Genomic DNA, 16976 nt, shown 5'->3' with positions numbered 1-16976 from the left:
TAGCCCGTCTGGGTGGTGAGGTGCCCCTTACCCTCTGGTCACATCGACTGGTCAGCCGATGAGCCGCGACTCTATCCGGATATTGGGAGCTATATCGGACAGCATACCCGCGAGGTCGTCGCCCGCGGCACGCAGCGCGTCCAGAGAGAGCGGTTCGAGGCGCTCCAGGAGGAAGAGCGCGTCCACCGTCTCCTCGGTGATCCTCGTCCTGACGCACTGCCGCCAGTTCCACCGCCGGCAGGTGACGCCCGCCTCGTCGCGCCACACCACCTCGCCGATCTCCGGGTCGCCCAGCGCCTCCTCCGAGGGCTCGTCGCCCGCGGCCCGCACCAGCCGGGCGGCGCCCTGGTAGCGGCGCAGGTCCTCGCCGCCGATCGGCAGGCCGTGCCGTACGGACACGCTGTTGTAGGCGTCCACCACCAGATTGATCTCGGGGAGCGGCATCCGGCGGACCAGCGCGTCGACCGACGGCCGGGTGCGCTGGGGCTTGGCGCCGAAGGCGCGGTAGGCCGCCCGCCAGGCCTCGATCCTCTTGTCGTCCAGCGGCACGGCGTGCACCGCCGCGTCGGCGAGCCAGGCCCGCGAACGGTCGTCGGACGGCCCGTTGCGCAGGCCGTACGCGCAGACCACCAGGACGGCGAAGTCCGGACGCAGCGCCGTGACGGCGTCGTCCACCCAGATGTCGTCGATCACGCCGCTCACTTTATGGCCAGGCGCGCAGCGCCAGTGTCGCCACCGCGTCGAGGTCGGCCCGGGTCGCGCCATCCCTGGCCTGGGTGGACATCCCCTGGATGACGGCGGCGAAGAACGTCGCGAGCGCCGGGGCGTCGGTCTGCGGCGGAAGGAGGCCGGTCTCGACGTCCCGCTCGATCCGGCGGCGGATCGCCGCCTTGCCCGCCTCGCGGTGCCCGCGCAGCTCCTCGATCACGTCGGCGTCGCTCGTGTTGACCCCGGCCGAGATGATCAAGCAGCCGGGCGGGTGGGCCGGGTCGGTGTAGACCTCCGCCGCCTCGCGGAGCAGGCGCTCGACGGCGGCCCGCGCGGTCGGCTCCCCGGCCAGGGCGCGGGAGGCGAACGCGCCGTGGGTCTCCTGGTAGCGGCGCACGGCCTCGCCGAACAGCCGGCGCTTGTCCCCGAAGGCGGCGTAGAGGCTGGGCGGGTTGATCCCCATCGCCGCGGTCAGGCCGGAGACCGAGGTCGCCTCGTAGCCGTGCCGCCAGAACTCCTCGAGCGCCCGTTCCAGCGCGACGTCCCGGTCGAACGCCCTGGTTCTTCCCATGCGCCGATTTTATAGCGATCGCTACAAGTCGTGTTATTGTGTAGCGGTCACTACAGAAAGGCATGGACATGACCGCGTTGGACGGCAAGACGGCGCTGGTGACGGGTGCGAGCAGGGGAATCGGACGGGGAATCGCCGAACGGCTGGCGGCCGACGGGGCGCTGGTGGCGGTGAACTACGCCAGGGACGAGGCGGCGGCCAAGGACACGGTGGCGGCGATCGAGGCCAGGGGCGGCCGGGCCTTCGCGGTCAGGGCCGAGCTGGGCGCGCCGGGCGACGTGGACGAGCTGTTCGCCGGGCTGGACCGGGAGCTGGGGCCGCAGGCGCCGATCGACATCCTCGTCAACAACACGGGGATCACCGCGCGGGGATCGATCGAGGAGGTCACGCCGGAGCTCTATGACAGGGCGTTCGCCGTCAACACGCGGGCGGCCTTCTTCGTCACCCAGCGGGCGCTGCCGCGCATCCCCGACGGCGGGCGGATCGTGACCGTCACCTCGGGAGTGACCAGGATCGCGTTCCCCGAGGCGATCGCGTACGCGATGACCAAGGGCGCGCTGGAGACCTTCACGCTGGCGCTGGCCAAGCACCTCGGACCACGGGGGATCACCGTCAACAACGTGGCGCCGGGGATCGTCGACACCGACACGAACGCGGACTGGCTGCGGGGCGACGACGCGGCCTGGGCGGCGTCGGCCGGCCGGGCGGCGCTGGGCCGGGTGGGGACCCCGGAGGATGTGGCCGGAGTGGTGGCCTTCCTCGCCTCCGACGACGCCCGCTGGGTCACCGGCACAACGGTCGACGCCACCGGCGGCAGCGACCTGTGACCCCGGCAGGCGGGACTGACCCTGTCCTACCTCGATCACGCGGCGGAGGGGCGCGACCGCAGGCAGGGCGGGGGCGATAGAGTCCGGCCTCATGCCGGAAACGCCACGTGTGCTCGCCGTACAGAACGGAGCGAACGGCGGTCCCGGGCGGTTCGGAGAATGGCTGGACGCCGCCGGGGTCGCCGTCGACGTGGTCACCGCCTTCGACGGGTCCGCCCTCCCGCCGCGGCTTGAGCACGACGGCCTGATCGTGCTCGGCGGCGGTTACCTGCCGGACGACGACGACAAGGCGCCCTGGCTCGCGTCCGCCCGTGCCCTCGTCGAGCAGGCCCTCGCCCGGTCGGTGCCGTTCTTCGGCATCTGCCTGGGCGGGCAGATGCTGGCCTCGGTCGGCGGCGGGAAGGTCCAGGGCGACGCCGGGGCGCCCGAGCACGGCAGCACGTCCATCACCATGAGGGCCGAGGCGGCGGACGACGTGGTCTTCGGCGGGCTGCCCGCCGCCGTCCCGGCGATCGAGAACCACATCGACGCCATCACGGCCCTGCCGCCGGGCGCGGTCTGGCTCGCCGAGACCGAGCGCTGCCCCTATCAGGCCTTCCGGCTGGGCGACCGCGCCTGGGGCGTGCAGTTCCACCCCGAGGTCGGGCCAGAACGCATCCGGCGGTGGGACGCCGAGCACACCCGCAGGCGGGGTCTCGACCTCGACGAGCTGTACGCCGCCGCCGTGACCGACGACCCGCTTTCGCGGGCCGCCTGGGGTGAGGTGGCCTCCCGTTTCGCCGCCTTGGTCAGGGACGGACGGCCCTGAGCTGGGGCGCAGGGGTTGAATGGAACCGGCCGCCGCCCCTGCTGGGGCGGCGGCCGGGGTCTTTCCGATCCGGATAAGGATCAGGTCAGGCGCAGGCGGCGCCGTTCAGCGTGAACAGGTCGGGCGTGGGGTTGGCCCCCGGCGCGCCCTGGCCGTTGAAGCCGAAGGTGACCGACTGGCCCGGCTTGATGGTCTTGTTCCAGTCCTCGTTCGCGGCGGTCACGGTCGCCGCCTGCTGGGAGAACTTGGCGCTCCAGCTATTGGCGACCTTCTGGCCGCCCAGGAACGACCACTTCAGCGACCAGCCGTCGATCGCCTTCGTGCCGGTGTTCTTGAGGGTGACCTGGGTGGTGAAGCCCGCCGGCCAGGAGCCGTGCGTGGTGTAGGTGACCTTGCACGCGGCGGGGGCCTTGACCGTGCCGTCGCCCTGGTCGGCGACGAACGCCGACACCCACGACAGCGCGGAGTTCCAGTTGATGGCCTCCTCGTTCGTGGCGTAGGAGTTGATGTCGTCGATGTAGCAGAACTGCGGCTTGCAGCCCTTCAGCTTCGCCTGGGCCACCGGGTCCTGGAGGCCGGAGTTCGCGCCGCCCGCGAGCGTGCCGTGCGGCGGGTTCGGCAGCGAGGTGTCCAGCTGGTGGGCGTACCAGCGGCTGTGCTCGTTCTTCGACGCCACCTCGCCGTAGCCGGTCACGTACGACTGGTTGAGGGCGTTGCGGCCCAGCAGGTAGTCGACGGCCTCCAGAGCGGCGTCGCGGTACTTCACCGCGCCGGTGATGTCGTAGGCCGCGCCGAGGACGACCGTGTTGTTGAGGATCGCGCTGTTGGAGCCCCAGAAGTAGTCGCCCGGATCGAACGGCAGGCCGTACGGGTGGCTCTTCACGACGCCGAGGTAGCGCTCCGCGCCGTCGACGACCGACTGGCGCACCGCGTCCCGGCCGGGCAGGTCGTTCGGCACGGTCGCGAGGTCGAGGCGGGCGAGCGCGGCCACGTGGCCCCAGTCGAAGGCGCCGCTCTTGCTCCACAGGTCGCCGGTGTGGTGCGGCGAGGCGAGGACGAAGTCCTTGTACTCCTTCTCACCCGTGGTGATGTAGAGCTCGGCCGCCGCCCAGTAGAACTCGTCGCTGACGTCGGCGTCGTCGTAGGTGCCGCCGCCGGTGCCGTCGGAGGGGGAGGCCAGCAGGTCGGGGTGCGCCTTCGCCGCGGCCCACGCCTTCTTCGCCGCCGCGAGGTTCTTCGCCGCGAACGCCGCGTCGTACGGCGCGAAGATACGGGCCGCCTGGGCGGCCGTCGCGGCGAGGTTGAGCGTGGCGGCCGTGGAGACGGGGTGCAGCTCGCGCTTCTGCGCGTCCTGGTGCGGCAGCAGCGGCAGGCCGGTCCAGTTCTCGTCGTGGATCTTGTGGTGGACCATGCCGTCGGACCGCTGCATCTTCAGCAGGAACTCCTGCTCCCAGCGGGCCTCGTCGAGCACGTCGGGAACGTCGTCGCCGCTCTCGGGGATGTTCAGGCTGCCGATCGGCTTGGCCGTCGCGGCGTTCTTGGTGCGCTCGAACTCGCTCATGATCTGGGCGACCGAGATGCCGCCGTTGACCACGTACTTGCCGTGGTCGCCCGCGTCGTACCAGCCGCCGGACACGTCGAGGGAGTAGTCGCAGACGCCCGGCTGGCACGGGACGTTCGTGTCGCCCTGGTTGGGGGCGACGCCCACGTGACCGGCGGGCCGGCCGTAGCCGGGACGCAGGGCGTCGTCGATCGCGATCCCGCTGCGCTGGGTGTAGTAGAACTTCAGCGCGTCGAGCTTGAGGTCGGCGTACGCGTCGGGCTTGATGTCGAACGGCCGGCTGGTCTCGCCGTCGGCGGTCAGCGTGTAACCGGTCCCGGCCTTCGCGTACGTGCCGAAGTCGATCGAGTGGACGTTCTGCCCGGAGCTGGCGTCGACGCCGCGCGGGGTGGTCGTGCCGTGCGCGACCACGGTCCCGGCGGAGTTCTTGAGCTGCCACGGCAGCGCCGCGGTGGCGTCGGTGACCAGGGTGGCGTTCTTGGGGCCCTTGGGCAGGTAGGCCACCTGGTTCACGCGGACCCGGGGGCCGGTGTCGGGCGTGTAGACGTCCGGCGGCGCTCCGCCCTTGAGCGAGACGTTGTCCACGCAGAACCGCCACGCCGTCGCGCTGCCGCCGATCTGGAAGACGACCTGCGCGTTGGGCAGGTCGACCGGCGAGGTGAACGTGTAGCTGTAGGTGTTGCCCGAGACGCTCAGCTCGGGGGCGGCCGACACGTACTGCGTGTAGGGGTCGGTCGGGAGCTGGACGTACGCCCTCGCGACCTTCCCGGGGTTCGCGGTGGCGAAGAAGCTGAACGCGTAGGTCTCGTCCTTCACCAGCGGGATGTCGTTGACGCCGATGATCGCGTCCCACGGGTTGGTCGTGCCCGCGGGGATGTCGGAGCAGAGCCGGCCGTCGGACAGCTCGAAGTTCAGGTTCGCGGTGTGCCACCACGGGTCGGTGACGGTGTCGAACGTGCCGTTGGGGATCTGTTCCGGGCCCTCCTCCGCCGTGGCGGGAGGTGCGCCGGTCAGGCAGGCCGTGGCCAGTGCCGCCACAGCGAGGATGCCGATTCGTCTGAGCACAGTGGTCCTCGGGGGGAGTGGGAGCGCTCCCAAAGCGGTGCGCGACTCGCATGTTTCCTCCGGGTTTCCGCGGGCGTCAACGATCCCGGCGGCGAGACCCGCCTGACCGGCCATTGCGAGGGGGTGTGACTGAAACTTTCATTTTTGCAAAGGGACTTTTGCAAAGCCGTCTTTGCAATGTTAGCCTCCGCCGTATGGATCATGAGGTCTTCCACGTGCACGATCCCCGCACGTTGAAGGCGGTCGCCCACCCGCTGCGGGCGCGGCTGCTGGGGGAGTTGCGCACGAACGGCCCGGCGACCGCGACCGAGCTGGCCGGGCGCCTCGGCGAGAGCTCCGGCTCCACCAGTTATCACCTGCGTCAGCTCGCCAGGTATGGCTTCGTGGAGGCCGATCCCGGCCAGCGCGACCGGCGCGAACGGCGGTGGCGGGCGATCCACCGCTTCACCTCCTGGAGCGATGTGGAGATGGCCGCGACCGCCGAGGGCCGGGAGGCCGCGGCGTTCCTGCGGCGGCGCCAGCTCGAGAAGCTCACCTCCGACGTCGAGAACTTCGAGCGCGAGCGCGACCTGTGGAGCGAGGCGTGGGTCGAGGCCGCCGGCATGTCCGACCTGGTGGTACGGCTGTCGCCGGCGACGGTGGCGTCCCTCTACGAGCGGGTGTCGGCCATGCTCCTGGAGGCCGCCGAGCGGGATCGGGACGACCCGGACGCGCGTCCTGTCGCGGTCCTGCTGGCGGCCCATCCGCGCCGGGACCCGGTGGCCGGTCATGGGTGATGCGGGCATGGGTGATGTGGGTATGGGTGAGCCGGTCATGGGCGAGCCTGGGCGGCCGCTCGCCGAGACCCCGCGGCCGGGCATGCGTGAGCACGCGCGCTATGCCGCGATCGAGTTCCTCACCTGGCTGCCGACCGGCCTGATGCTGGCGCCGATGGTGCTGCTGATGTCGGCCAGGGGGCTGGACATCGCCGAGGTCGGCCTGGTCGGCGGGGCCTACTCGGTCACGATCGTCGTGCTCGAACTGCCGACGGGCGGGCTCGCCGACGTCCTCGGGAGACGCCCGGTGCTCGCCGCGTCGGCCGTCGTCAGCGTGGCCGGGCTGGTCGTGATGGCCCTGGCGCACTCGGTGTGGCCGTTCCTGGTCGCGTCCGTGCTCAAGGGCGTCGCGCGTGCGCTGTCCAGCGGGCCCGCCCAGGCCTGGTACGTCGACACCCTCCACGCGCGGTACGGCCCGGCCGCCGACCTGAAGCCCGGGCTCGCGGCCGGCAACGTCGCGGGCGCGGCCGCCCTCGCGCTCGGCACGCTCGCCGGCGGCCTGCTCCCGCTCGTCGTACGCCGGGACCCGCTGGCCGCGCCGGTCTGGGCGGGAGCGGGGGCCGCGCTCGTCCTTCTCGTGGCCGTGCTCGTGCTCATGCGCGAACCGAGCCGTGCGGGGAGGGGGCCCGCCCGGGCGGCGGTACGGCTGGCCGAGGTGGTCCGCGACGTGCCGGTCACGATCGTCGCCGGGATCCGGCTCGGCCTGGCCGACCGCGCCCTCGGGCGGCTGCTCCTGCTGGCCGCCGGGGCCGGCGTGATGCTGAACAGCATCGAGACGCTGACCCCCGGACGCCTCGCCGCCCTGACCGGGGAATCCGCGACGGGCGGCGCGGCCTACGCCTTCGTGACCTTCGCCGGCTTCGCCGCCAACGCGCTCGGCAGTTCCCTCGCGCCGCCGGTGGCGCGGCTCGTCCGCGGCTCGGTCCGCGGGGCCGCTTCGGGCACGGTCGTCACGGCGGTGGCGGTCTTCGCGCTGGCCGCCTCGACGGTCCTGCGGGGCGCGGCCGGGGTCGTCGCGACCGCGGCGACCTACGTGCTGCTGTTCACCGCGCTCGCGGTCGCCTCCCTGCTCAGGACCGAACTGCTGCATCAGCGCGTCGCCGCCGACCGCCGGGCCACCGTGATGTCGGTGGACTCCCTGCAGCTGCAGTTCGGCGCCACGCTCTCCTCGCTCTGCCTGGTGCCGCTGTCGGGGATCCTCGGCGTCGGACCCGTCTGGGCCCTGACCGCCGTGGTCGTTCTCGCCTCCGCCCTCCTGTACGTACGCCTCCCCGCAGGTCCCGCTCTGAGGCACCCCCGGTAGAACCAGATTCGGTAAGACGGCACAATCGAGCGGGCAGGGCTGCGAAAGGGGCGGGGAGCCGATGAGCAAGGTGATCGTGACCGCGGCGAACGAGGCGCAGCGCGCGGCGTGGCTGGGCGGGGGGCTGCCCGAGGTCGAGCGGGTGCGGCCGGGGCTGTGGTCGATTCCCGTCCCGATCCCGATCAACCCGCTGCGCTACGTCCTGGTCTACGCCCTGGAGGTCCCGGACGGGGTTGTGATCATCGACGCCGGATGGAACACCGAGGAGGCGTACGACGCGCTCGTCGCGGGGCTCGCCACGGCCGGATATGAGATCACCGACGTGAAGGCCGTGCTGGTCACGCACATCCATCCGGACCACTACGGCCTGGCAGGGCGGATCCGGGAGGCCTCCGGCGCCTGGATCGGGCTGCATCCGGCCGACGCCCGCCTCGTGCACGACCGCTACGACGAGTCGGCGATCGAGTCGCTCGTGCAGCGGGAGCGCTCCCTGCTGGTCAGGTGCGGGGTGCCGGACATGACGGCACAGGAGCTCGCCGGGGCGTCGGTCATGCTGCGCCAGTTCGTCACGATGGCGACGCCCGACCGGCTCATCGAGGACGGCGACCGGCTCGACCTGCCCGGCTGGGACCTGCGGGCGATGTGGACCCCCGGCCACTCGCCCGGTCACCTGTGCTTCGTGGAGCCGGAGCGCCGCCTGCTGTTCTCCGGCGACCACGTGCTCGCCCGGATCACGTCGATGGTCGCCGTGCACCCCCAGTCGACGGCCAACCCGCTCGCCGACTACCTCGACGCGCTGCGGGCGGTGGGCAAGCTCGACGTCGAGGAGGTGCTGCCCGCCCATGAGTACCGCTTCCTGGAGCTGACGAAGCGGGTGGACTACGTGATCGGGCACCACGAGGAGCGGCTGGCGGAGGTGCGGCGAGTCGTGGCGGAGGGCGACGGCTCCACCTGCTGGGACATCGCCACCCGGCTCACCTGGTCGCGCAGCTGGGAGGAGATCCCCGCGCACATGCGGCGGGCGGCCAACAACGAGACGCTCGCCCATCTGGTGTGGCTGGAGCAGCGGGACATGGTCACCCGCGTGCCGGGCGAGCCCGACCTCTGGTACGCGCCGTCCGCCTGACGCGGCCGCGCGTGGCCATACCGCGGCCACTGCGCGGTCCGGTGCCCATCACGCTCCTGACACGGCGATCACGTCCTGCCGCGGCCTCGCGGGTGCGGTGACGTCCAGGTGGGTTTCGAGGTAGGCGTCGATGACGTTCAGGTCGGCGGTCACGGCGGCGACGTAGCCGTCGGGGCGCACCAGGACCCACTGCCCGGGGGCGAGCCCGTAGCCGTCGCGCACGTGCCCGCCGGTGTCGACGATGTCACCGCGTTCGCCGATGGTGTGCACGTGCACGTCGCGCCGGGCGGCGGGGGCGTCGCCGGCGGGCACGTCGTAGCCGATCAGCGTCCAGTGGGTGCCCTTGAACAGGGAGAACAGCCGGGTGGGCACGCCGCTGGCGCCGATGACGGGCGCGTCGGGTGCGCGGTCGCCGGCGAGCACGCCCGTGGTGCGCCGGGGGTCGACGAGGGTGAGCGGCGAGTCGGGGTAGCCGAGGTCGAGCTGGCTGACTGCCCGGTTACGGCTCATATCGCGGTTCTTGGCCGCCTCCAGCAGTCGCTTCGACAGGCCGAGCACGGCCTCCGCGATCGGGCGGCGCTCCCTCTCGTACGACGTCAGCAGCCGGTCCGGGGCGCCGTCGAGCACGGCGGCGAGCTTCCAGCCGAGGTTGTAGGCGTCCTGCACGCTGGTGTTCAGTCCCTGCCCGCCGGTCGGCGGGTGGACGTGTGCCGCGTCTCCGGTCAGGAACACGCGTCCGACCTGGTAGGTCTCGGCCAGGCGGGCGTTCATCTCGAACACCGAGGCCCACGAGACCGACCGGACCAGCACGTCGTCGCGGCCGGTGCGCTCGCGTAACAGCGCCGTCAGACCCCGCGCGGACAGATCGACGTCCACGCCGAAAGAGACCGGTCCCATGAGCTGGAACATCTCGGTGCCGTAGAGCGGGCACAGCATGATCTGGTCCGCGGCTCCCCGGCCCCAGCGGTGCCATACCTCGAACGAGACCCCCTCGACGATCACGTCGGCGACCACGGCACGCACCCCGAGGGTCTCACCGTCGAAGGCCACGCCCAGGGCCTTGCGTACGAAACTCGACCCGCCGTCGGCGCCCACGAGGTAGCGCGCGCGCACCGTGCGCGCACCGTCAGGGGTGACGATGCGGGCGCTCACCCCGTCCTCGTCCTGGTCGAAGCCGACGAGCTCGTGGTCGTAGTGCGGGGCGTGGCCGAGCTCGGCCAGCCGCTCGCGCAGTCTGCGCTCGGTGAGGAACTGCGGGACCAGCAGCGCGATGTGGTAGGGCTCGTCCGGTGTCGGGCCGGGCGCGTCGATCACGTTGGTGTCGACCGGGCCGTCGTCGGTGTAGACGCGCTGGAGCGGATACTCGCCACCGGAAGCGATGATCTTGTCGATCACCCCGAGGTCCTCGAACACCTCCTGGGTGCGCGCCTGGATGCCCTTGCCGCGCGACCCGACGAACGGGTGCGCGGCCTTGTCCATCAACAGGAAACTCACGCCCCGGCGGGCCAGCTCGATCGCGAGGGTCTCCCCGGCCGCCCCGGATCCGCAGATGACCACCTCGACATCGTTGACGGTCATGCCCAGCTCCTTCTTCGCGTGGATCCGGACAGCCCGGCCGTCCGGAAAATTACGTGTATTACGCACGCATCTTATGAAGGGCCGTGTTGACCGTCAATCGCGGCCGCGTGTCCCGACATGAAGTGCACATATGGCCGGGGAATTCGCTGGCGCGTGATCCGTCCGCCCACCTGCTCGCAGTGGAATATATGTGCTCCATACACTCATCTTCCGAAGGTGTGCCACGCGCGGGATCGGGCAGGCCGGCGTCGCGGCGCCCCGAGGCGGTCAGGCGCCCACGCGTCCGGACGGCGGGCGCCGTCACCGCCGGGAGAACCGCTCTCCGCCCGTCGACGGCGCCGCAGGCAGACCTCCTAGAATTGCCCTTCACGTCCGATCCTCAGCAAGGCCGGATAATCAGGAAGGCCCGATTTCACGGAAGGACGGTGCGGCCGCCTTGACCACACGGCGACGCCAGACCACGTTGCGCCGTCTCCACGGGGCCATCGTCGATCTGGTCGTGCTGATGAACCTGCCCAGCCGCGACGATGTCCTGTTGGCCGAGGCCGGGGTCTCCCTCGACCGCGCCCTGTTCACCCTGATTGTGGGCATCGAGCGATTCGGGCCGATCGGTGTGGGCGAACTGGCCGAACGAGCAGGGCGCGACTACACCACGATCAGCCGTCAGGTCGCGAAACTCGCCGAGCTCGGGCTCGTCGAACGACGCCCCAGCCCTACCGACGCCCGGGTGAAAGAGGCCATCCTCACCGACGCGGGCCGTCGCGTCACCGACGCTCTCGACGCCGCCCGTCAGCGCCTGGCCGGTCCCGTTCTCGCCCAATGGAGCGACCGTGACCTCATGGAACTCGAACGCCTGATGCGCCGCTATGTCGACGACATGTTCGCGGCGGTGGCGAAGACCACCAGCGGCGACTGACGAGCCGCCGACCGGCCCTGGGCGGCTTGTGCCACACCCCGTAGTCCTGGACGAGCCGACGGCTAAAGTGCTACCAGAACCTTGTTCTCTTTCTGGAAGGGTGGCGCCATGCCTGCTGGTGAGGATTCCGAGCTGAGGTTCGACGGGAGGGTGGCGATCGTCACCGGAGCCGGGCACGGGCTCGGCCGGTCGCACGCGCTGCTGCTCGGCCGGCGCGGGGCGAAGGTCGTCGTCAACGACCTCGGCGGCGCCCTCGACGGCTCCGGCGCGTCCTCCGGCCCGGCGGCGGAGGTCGCCGAACTGATCGTGAAGAACGGCGGGGAGGCGGTGGCGAGCACCGACAACGTCGCCACCCCGGAGGGCGCGGAGGCGATCGTGCGGACGGCGCTCGACGCGTTCGGCCGCGTCGACGTCGTCGTCAACAACGCCGGCATCCTGCGCGACCGTTCGTTCGGGAAGATGTCGGTCGAGGAGTTCGACGCCGTGATCGCCGTGCACGTGCGCGGCTCGTTCCTGGTCAGCCGGGCGGCGTTCCCGCACATGAAGGAGCAGGCGTACGGGCGGATCGTGAACACCTCCTCGCCCGCCGGGCTGTTCGGCAACTTCGGCCAGGCCAACTACTCGACCGCCAAGATGGGCCTGGTGGGCCTGACCAAGACGCTCGGCATCGAGGGCGCGCGGGCGAACATCAAGGCCAACGCGATCGCCCCCGTCGCGTGGACGCGGATGACCGAGACGCTGCTGCCCGCGGAGTTCGAGAGCAGGTTCACCCCCGAGCGGGTCAGCCCGCTGGTGGCGTACCTGGCCCACGAGAGCTGCGAGACCAGCGGCGAGGTGTTCTCGGTCGGCGCCGGGCGGATCGCCCGGGTGTTCGTGGCCGAGGGGCCGGGCTGGCGGACCGACGACCTCACCATCGAGGCGATCCGCGACAACTGGGAGGCCGTCATGGCCGAGCAGCCCTATCTCCCGACGAAGCTGGGCGAGCAGGCCAGCGCCTCCCTGCAGAAGATGCTCTGACCCCCCTCTCGACGCGCCCGGCCGGGCCGTCAGAGCTCCTCGGCCTGCTCGGCCTGGCCGGTGAGGTCGCGGGACAGGTCCCCGGGCCGCCGGGGCGCGGGCTCGCGGCCGGGCGGTTGCCTGACCCGCAGATCCGGGAAGGGCGCCGGCGCGTTGCGCCGGGCCTGCGGCTGCGCGCCGAGCGTGAACTCCTCGCCGTGGTGCGACAGCGTGAGGGGCGGGCCGTGCAGGAGCCGGTACGTCGTGCCGTCCGGGGTGACGTCGATCCGCAGCAGGCGGCCCCGGTAGCGGACGCGGAAGGTGAGCCGGGTGATGCCCGAGGGCAGGCGGGGGGCGAAGCATATCCGCCCCTCGCCTGCCCGCATGCCGCCGAACCCGGCCACCAGCGCGATCCACGCCCCGGCCAGCGAGGCCATGTGGACGCCGTCGCGCGTGTTGTGCTCCAGGTCGCGCAGGTCCATCAGCGCGGCCTCGCCGAGATAGGCGTAGGCGAGGTCGAGCTGCCCCACCTCGGCGGCGAGCACGGCCTGGGTGCAGGACGACAGCGAGGAGTCCCGCACGGTCAGCGCCTCGTAGTAGGTGAAGTTGCGCGCCTTCTGCCCGGGCGTGAACGCGTCGCCGCACAGGTGCATGGCCAGCACGAGGTCGGCCTGCTTGACGACCTGCTTGCGGTACAGGTCGAAGTAGGGGAAGTGGAGCAGCAGCGGATACTGCTCGGGTGCGGTGCCCGCGAAGTCCCACACCGCGTGCCCGGTGAACTCCTCGCTCTGCTCGTGGACCCCCAGCCGCTCGTCGTACGGCAGGTGCATGGCCGCGGCGGCGTCGCGCCACATGGCCGTCTCCTCCAGCGTGACCCCGAGCCGCTCGGCCCGGTCGCGGTGGCGTACGGCCACCGCGGCGGCGGCCCGCAGGTTCCGCTGGGCCATGAGGTTGGTGTAGACGTTGTTGTCCGCGACGGCGCTGTACTCGTCCGGGCCGGTCACGCCGTCGATGCGGTAGCGGCCCTCGGCGTCGTGGTGGCCGAGCGCGCACCACAGCCGGGCGGTCGCGACGAGCAGCGGCAGGCCGACGTCCCTCTCGAAGTCGGTGTCCTCGGTCGCGTCGACGTACCGCGTCACCGCGGCGGCGATGTCGGCGTTGACGTGGAAGGCCGCCGTGCCCGCCGGCCAGTATCCCGAGCACTCCTCGCCGTTGATCGTCCGCCAGGGGAAGGCGGCCCCGGCCAGCCCGAGCTGCTCGGCCCGCGCCTGGGCGAGGGGCAGGATCGAGGCGCGCCACGTCAGGGCGTCGGCGGCGGCCCGGGGGTAGGTGTAGGTGGCCACCGGCAGCACGAAGCTCTCGGTGTCCCAGAACGCGTGCCCGTCGTAGCCCGAGCCGGTCAGCCCCTTGCCGGGGATGGGCCGCCGCTCCAGCCGGGCGCCCGCCTGGAGCAGGTGGAACAGCCCGAAGCGCACGGCCTGCTGCACCTCGGCGTCGCCCTCGACCTCGACGTCCGCACCCGCCCAGAAGTCGTCGAGGAAGGCGCGCTGCTCGGCGCACAGGCCGTCCCACCCGGTGAGCCGGGCCGCCGCCAGCGCCGCCACGACCTGGTCGTGCATCGCGGGCCTGGACCGCTTGGCCGACCAGCCGTAGGCGAAGAACTTGTCCAGCCGCAGCCGCTCGCCCGGCACGAGCCTGGTGGCGATCGTGACCCGGCTGACGTTGCCGCCGCCGTCGCACTCGACGCGGGTACCGTCCGGGCCGTCGATCTCGTGACGCATCCCCGCCGCGACCCGCAGCCGGCTGGCCCTGGTGGAGTGGACCATGACGCACACGTTGTTGCGCGCGGCGACGTTCTCCTCCAGCACCAGCGGCGCCTCCAGCGCGGCGGCGGCGCGGGGATCGGCGGTCGGCGGCGGCACGGTCTCGTTGGCCACCAGCTCCGACTGGACGACCACGTTGAGCGGCTGGTCCACCGGCTCCACCTCGTAGCGGACGGCGGCCACGGCCCGGTGGGTGAACGACACGAGCCGCGTCGAGGTGACGCGCACCTGCGCCCCGGTCGGCGAGCTCCAGCAGACCTTCCGGGTGAGCGTCCCCGCCCGCAGGTCGAGGACCCGCTCGTGTGAGTGCAGCGTGCCGTACCGGACGTCGAACGGCTCGTCGTCCACGAGCAGCCGGATCAGCTTGCCGTTGGTGACGTTGACGACCGTCTGGCCGGACTCGGGGTAGCCGTAGCCCGCCTCGGCGTACGGCAGCGGGCGCAGCTCGTAGAAGGAGTTGAGGTAGGTGCCCGGCAGCCCGTACGGCTCGCCCTCGTCGAGGTTGCCGCGCAGCCCGATGTGCCCGTTGGACAACGCGAACACCGACTCGGTCTGGGCGAGCACGTCGGTGTGCAGGTGGCACTCCCGCACCGACCACGGCTCGACGATGAAGGCGGGATGCTTGATCATTTGTCGTCCAGCAGTTCGGAGAGGTCCGTCACCACCACGTCGGCGCCGTTGTCCCGCAGGGCTTCGGCCTGATGCCCGCGGTCCACGCCCACCACGACGGCGAAACCGCCCGCGCGCCCGGCGGCGACCCCCGCCAGCGCGTCCTCGAACACCGCGGCCTCGGCCGGCGCGAGCCCGAGCGTCTCGGCGGCGGCGAGGAACATGTCGGGGGCGGGCTTTCCGGCCAGGCCGCGCTCCCTGGCCACCTCGCCGTCGATCCGCGCGTCGAACATGTCCTCGAGACCGGCCGCGGCGAGCACGCGCGCCGTGTTGGCGCTGCTGGAGACGACCGCGCGGCGCAGCCCGGAGTCGCGGACGGCGCGCAGGTAGCGCACCGAGCCCTCGAAGACCTCCACGCCCTGCCGGTCGAGGACCGCCTGGACCAGCTCGTTCTTGCGGTTGCTCAGGCCGTTGACGGTGGGCATGCCCGGCGGGTCGTCGGGCTTGCCCTCGGGCAGGTCGATGCCCCTGGACAGCAGGAACCCCCGTGTGCCGTCCAGGCGCTTCTTGCCGTCGACATACCGCTCGTAGTCGCCGGTCTCGTCGAAGGGCACGTACGGCGTGCCGGTGGCGACCGCCCGCGCGCGCAGGTACTCGTCGAACATCTCCTTCCACGCCGCGGCGTGGATCCGGGCCGTGCGCGTGAGCACCCCGTCCATGTCGAACAGGCAGCCGCGCACCTCGTCAGGCAACCCCAGCATGCGCCCTCCAACCATCCTCCCTGACTCTCCTACCCCTCACACGCGACGTGACTTTTGTTGATTTCAGCGAAAGATTGCATCACATCGATAAAAGGTCTTCCCCAATCAACAGAAAAGAGGTACGTTTCCAGCCAATCACCGGGACGCGGAGGCGTACGTGAAGAGGACGACCATCAGGCCGGAGAACGTCCATCAGGCCGCGCTCCTGCGGTTGCTGAGAGACGGCGGGCGTTCCCGTGCCGAACTCGGCGACGTGGTGGACCTGTCGCGGTCGAAGCTCAACGTCGAGCTGGACCGGCTGGTCGAACTGGGCCTCGCCGAGCCCGACGGACTGGCCGCCTCGCGGGGCGGCAGGCGCTCGGGACGCGTACGGCTGGCCCGTGACATCCGGTTCGGCGGGATCGACATCGGCGCCACCTCGATCGACGTCGCGGTCACCGACGGAGAGCTCAACGTGCTCGGTCACCTGAGCGAGCCCTGCGACATCAAAGAGGGACCCGCCGCCGTGCTCGACCGGGCCATCGAACTGCTCGGCAAACTGAGCAGGGACGGGCTGTTCACCGATCTGAGCGGCGCCGGCATCGGCGTCCCGGGGCCGGTGAGCTTCGCCGAAGGCGTTCCGGTGGTGCCGCCGATCATGCCGGGCTGGGACCGCTACCCGGTCAGGGAGACGGTCGGGCAGGCATTGTGCTGCCCCACAGTGGTCGACAACGACGTCAACATCATGGCCCTCGGGGAACTGCACGCCGGTCTCGCGCGGCACGTCGAGGACTTCCTGCTCGTCAAGATCGGCACCGGGATCGGCTGCGGCATCGTGGTGGACAGCAAGATCTACCGCGGGGTGTCCGGCAGCGCCGGCGACATCGGCCACATCCGGGTGGACGACCTCGGGCCGGTCTGCTCCTGCGGCAACTCGGGATGCCTGGAGGCGTACTTCGGCGGGGCCGCGCTCGCGCGGGAGGCCATGGCGGTGGCCCGCTCGGGCGGCTCGCCGTACCTGGCCGAACGGCTCGCGGTCGCGGGCACGCTGACGGCCGAGGACGTCGCCGCCGCGGCGGCGCAGGGCGACGCGGGCGCGATCGGGCTGATCCGCGACGGCGGGCGCCGGGTGGGCCAGGTGCTGGCGAGCCTGGTCAGCTTCTTCAACCCCGGCCTCGTGATCATCGCGGGCGGCGTGGCCAAGCTCGGCCACGTGCTGCTCGCGGAGATCAGAAGCGTCGTCTACCGCAGGTCGCTGCCGCTCGCCACCGGAAACCTGCCGATCGTGCTGTCCGAACTCGGCGACACCGCGGGTGTCATCGGCGCCACCCGCCTCATCAGCGATCACGTCTACTCCGCCAACTGATCATCGTTGGGAGACCCCCATGGGAGACGAACACCCCCTGCTCCAAATGAGGGGGATCGTCAAGCAGTTCCCCGGCGTACGCGCGCTGGACGGCGTGGACCTTGAGGTCAGAGCCGGCGAGGTGCACTGTCTGCTCGGGCAGAACGGCGCCGGGAAGTCCACGC

15 protein-coding genes are annotated in these 16976 nt (G+C 71.6%); 9 read left to right on the top strand and 6 right to left on the bottom strand.

From position 1 onward, the window contains the following. Positions 1-51 precede the first annotated feature (51 nt). Together FLW16_RS37490 and FLW16_RS37485 are read right to left on the bottom strand one after the other, a co-directional pair. Positions 52-693 (bottom strand): B3/4 domain-containing protein, encoded by a 642-nt coding sequence (locus FLW16_RS37490; RefSeq protein WP_142565646.1) that lies wholly within the window; start codon positions 691-693, stop codon positions 52-54. 10 nt (positions 694-703) lie between these two features. Continuing rightward, positions 704-1279 (bottom strand): TetR/AcrR family transcriptional regulator, encoded by a 576-nt coding sequence (locus tag FLW16_RS37485; protein WP_142565644.1) that lies wholly within the window; start codon positions 1277-1279, stop codon positions 704-706. A 68-nt stretch (positions 1280-1347) separates the two neighbouring features. On the opposite strand from FLW16_RS37485, the gene FLW16_RS37480 reads away from it, so the two are divergent. Together FLW16_RS37480 and FLW16_RS37475 are read left to right on the top strand one after the other, a co-directional pair. Next, on the top strand, positions 1348-2106 hold the full coding sequence (locus FLW16_RS37480) for an SDR family oxidoreductase (protein ID WP_221891478.1): 759 nt from the start codon (positions 1348-1350) through the stop codon (positions 2104-2106). 91 nt (positions 2107-2197) lie between these two features. Next, positions 2198-2914, top strand: a complete 717-nt coding sequence (locus FLW16_RS37475; RefSeq protein WP_142565640.1) for a type 1 glutamine amidotransferase — start codon at positions 2198-2200, stop codon at positions 2912-2914. A gap of 85 nt (positions 2915-2999) precedes the next feature. On the opposite strand, the gene FLW16_RS37470 is transcribed toward FLW16_RS37475, so the two are convergent. Then, positions 3000-5540, bottom strand: coding sequence for a glycoside hydrolase family 9 protein (locus FLW16_RS37470; protein WP_260616015.1), 2541 nt, complete (start codon positions 5538-5540; stop codon positions 3000-3002). 194 nt (positions 5541-5734) lie between these two features. On the opposite strand from FLW16_RS37470, the gene FLW16_RS37465 reads away from it, so the two are divergent. From FLW16_RS37465 to FLW16_RS37455, 3 genes are all read left to right on the top strand, one after another. Then, positions 5735-6316 carry a helix-turn-helix domain-containing protein gene (locus tag FLW16_RS37465; RefSeq protein WP_142565636.1) on the top strand — a complete coding sequence of 194 codons (582 nt, stop codon included), beginning with the start codon at positions 5735-5737 and terminating at the stop codon, positions 6314-6316. A gap of 7 nt (positions 6317-6323) precedes the next feature. Continuing rightward, positions 6324-7658, top strand: coding sequence for an MFS transporter (locus FLW16_RS37460; RefSeq protein ID WP_185949764.1), 1335 nt, complete (start codon positions 6324-6326; stop codon positions 7656-7658). 61 nt (positions 7659-7719) lie between these two features. Beyond that, positions 7720-8784 (top strand): MBL fold metallo-hydrolase, encoded by a 1065-nt coding sequence (locus tag FLW16_RS37455; protein WP_142565632.1) that lies wholly within the window; start codon positions 7720-7722, stop codon positions 8782-8784. 48 nt (positions 8785-8832) lie between these two features. On the opposite strand, the gene FLW16_RS37450 is transcribed toward FLW16_RS37455, so the two are convergent. Next, positions 8833-10362: an FAD-dependent oxidoreductase gene (locus FLW16_RS37450; protein WP_142565630.1), complete on the bottom strand. Its 1530-nt coding sequence runs from the start codon at positions 10360-10362 to the stop codon at positions 8833-8835. Positions 10363-10867: 505 nt separating this feature from the next. Between FLW16_RS37450 and FLW16_RS37445 the strand changes: the two genes are divergently transcribed. Further along, the gene (locus FLW16_RS37445) at positions 10868-11278 is read left to right on the top strand and encodes a MarR family winged helix-turn-helix transcriptional regulator (protein ID WP_142565745.1); all 411 of its coding nucleotides are present in this window, start codon (positions 10868-10870) and stop codon (positions 11276-11278) included. A gap of 108 nt (positions 11279-11386) precedes the next feature. Beyond that, entirely contained in the window at positions 11387-12295 is a 909-nt protein-coding gene (locus FLW16_RS37440; RefSeq protein ID WP_142565628.1) for an SDR family oxidoreductase, read from the top strand. A gap of 29 nt (positions 12296-12324) precedes the next feature. Here FLW16_RS37440 and FLW16_RS37435 read toward each other — a convergent pair whose 3' ends face one another. Together FLW16_RS37435 and FLW16_RS37430 are read right to left on the bottom strand one after the other, a co-directional pair. Next, positions 12325-14727 (bottom strand): glycoside hydrolase family 65 protein, encoded by a 2403-nt coding sequence (locus FLW16_RS37435; RefSeq protein WP_142565626.1) that lies wholly within the window; start codon positions 14725-14727, stop codon positions 12325-12327. Then, positions 14724-15467: a beta-phosphoglucomutase family hydrolase gene (locus FLW16_RS37430; RefSeq protein WP_142565624.1), complete on the bottom strand. Its 744-nt coding sequence runs from the start codon at positions 15465-15467 to the stop codon at positions 14724-14726. The genes FLW16_RS37435 and FLW16_RS37430 overlap by 4 nt, the downstream gene beginning before the upstream one ends. Positions 15468-15624: 157 nt before the next feature. Here FLW16_RS37430 and FLW16_RS37425 point away from each other — a divergent pair, with 157 nt between their 5' ends. Next, a complete protein-coding gene (locus FLW16_RS37425) occupies positions 15625-16812 on the top strand; it encodes an ROK family transcriptional regulator (RefSeq protein WP_142565622.1) in 1188 nt (395 codons plus the stop codon). Between the two features lie 19 nt (positions 16813-16831). Then, the coding region (locus FLW16_RS45665) for an ATP-binding cassette domain-containing protein (protein ID WP_142565620.1) at positions 16832-16976 on the top strand (145 nt) is incomplete at its 3' end.

This window comes from Microbispora sp. KK1-11, from assembly GCF_006874435.1.
Taxonomy (GTDB): domain Bacteria; phylum Actinomycetota; class Actinomycetes; order Streptosporangiales; family Streptosporangiaceae; genus Microbispora; species Microbispora catharanthi.
This window is presented reverse-complemented; position numbering and strand designations above follow the sequence as displayed.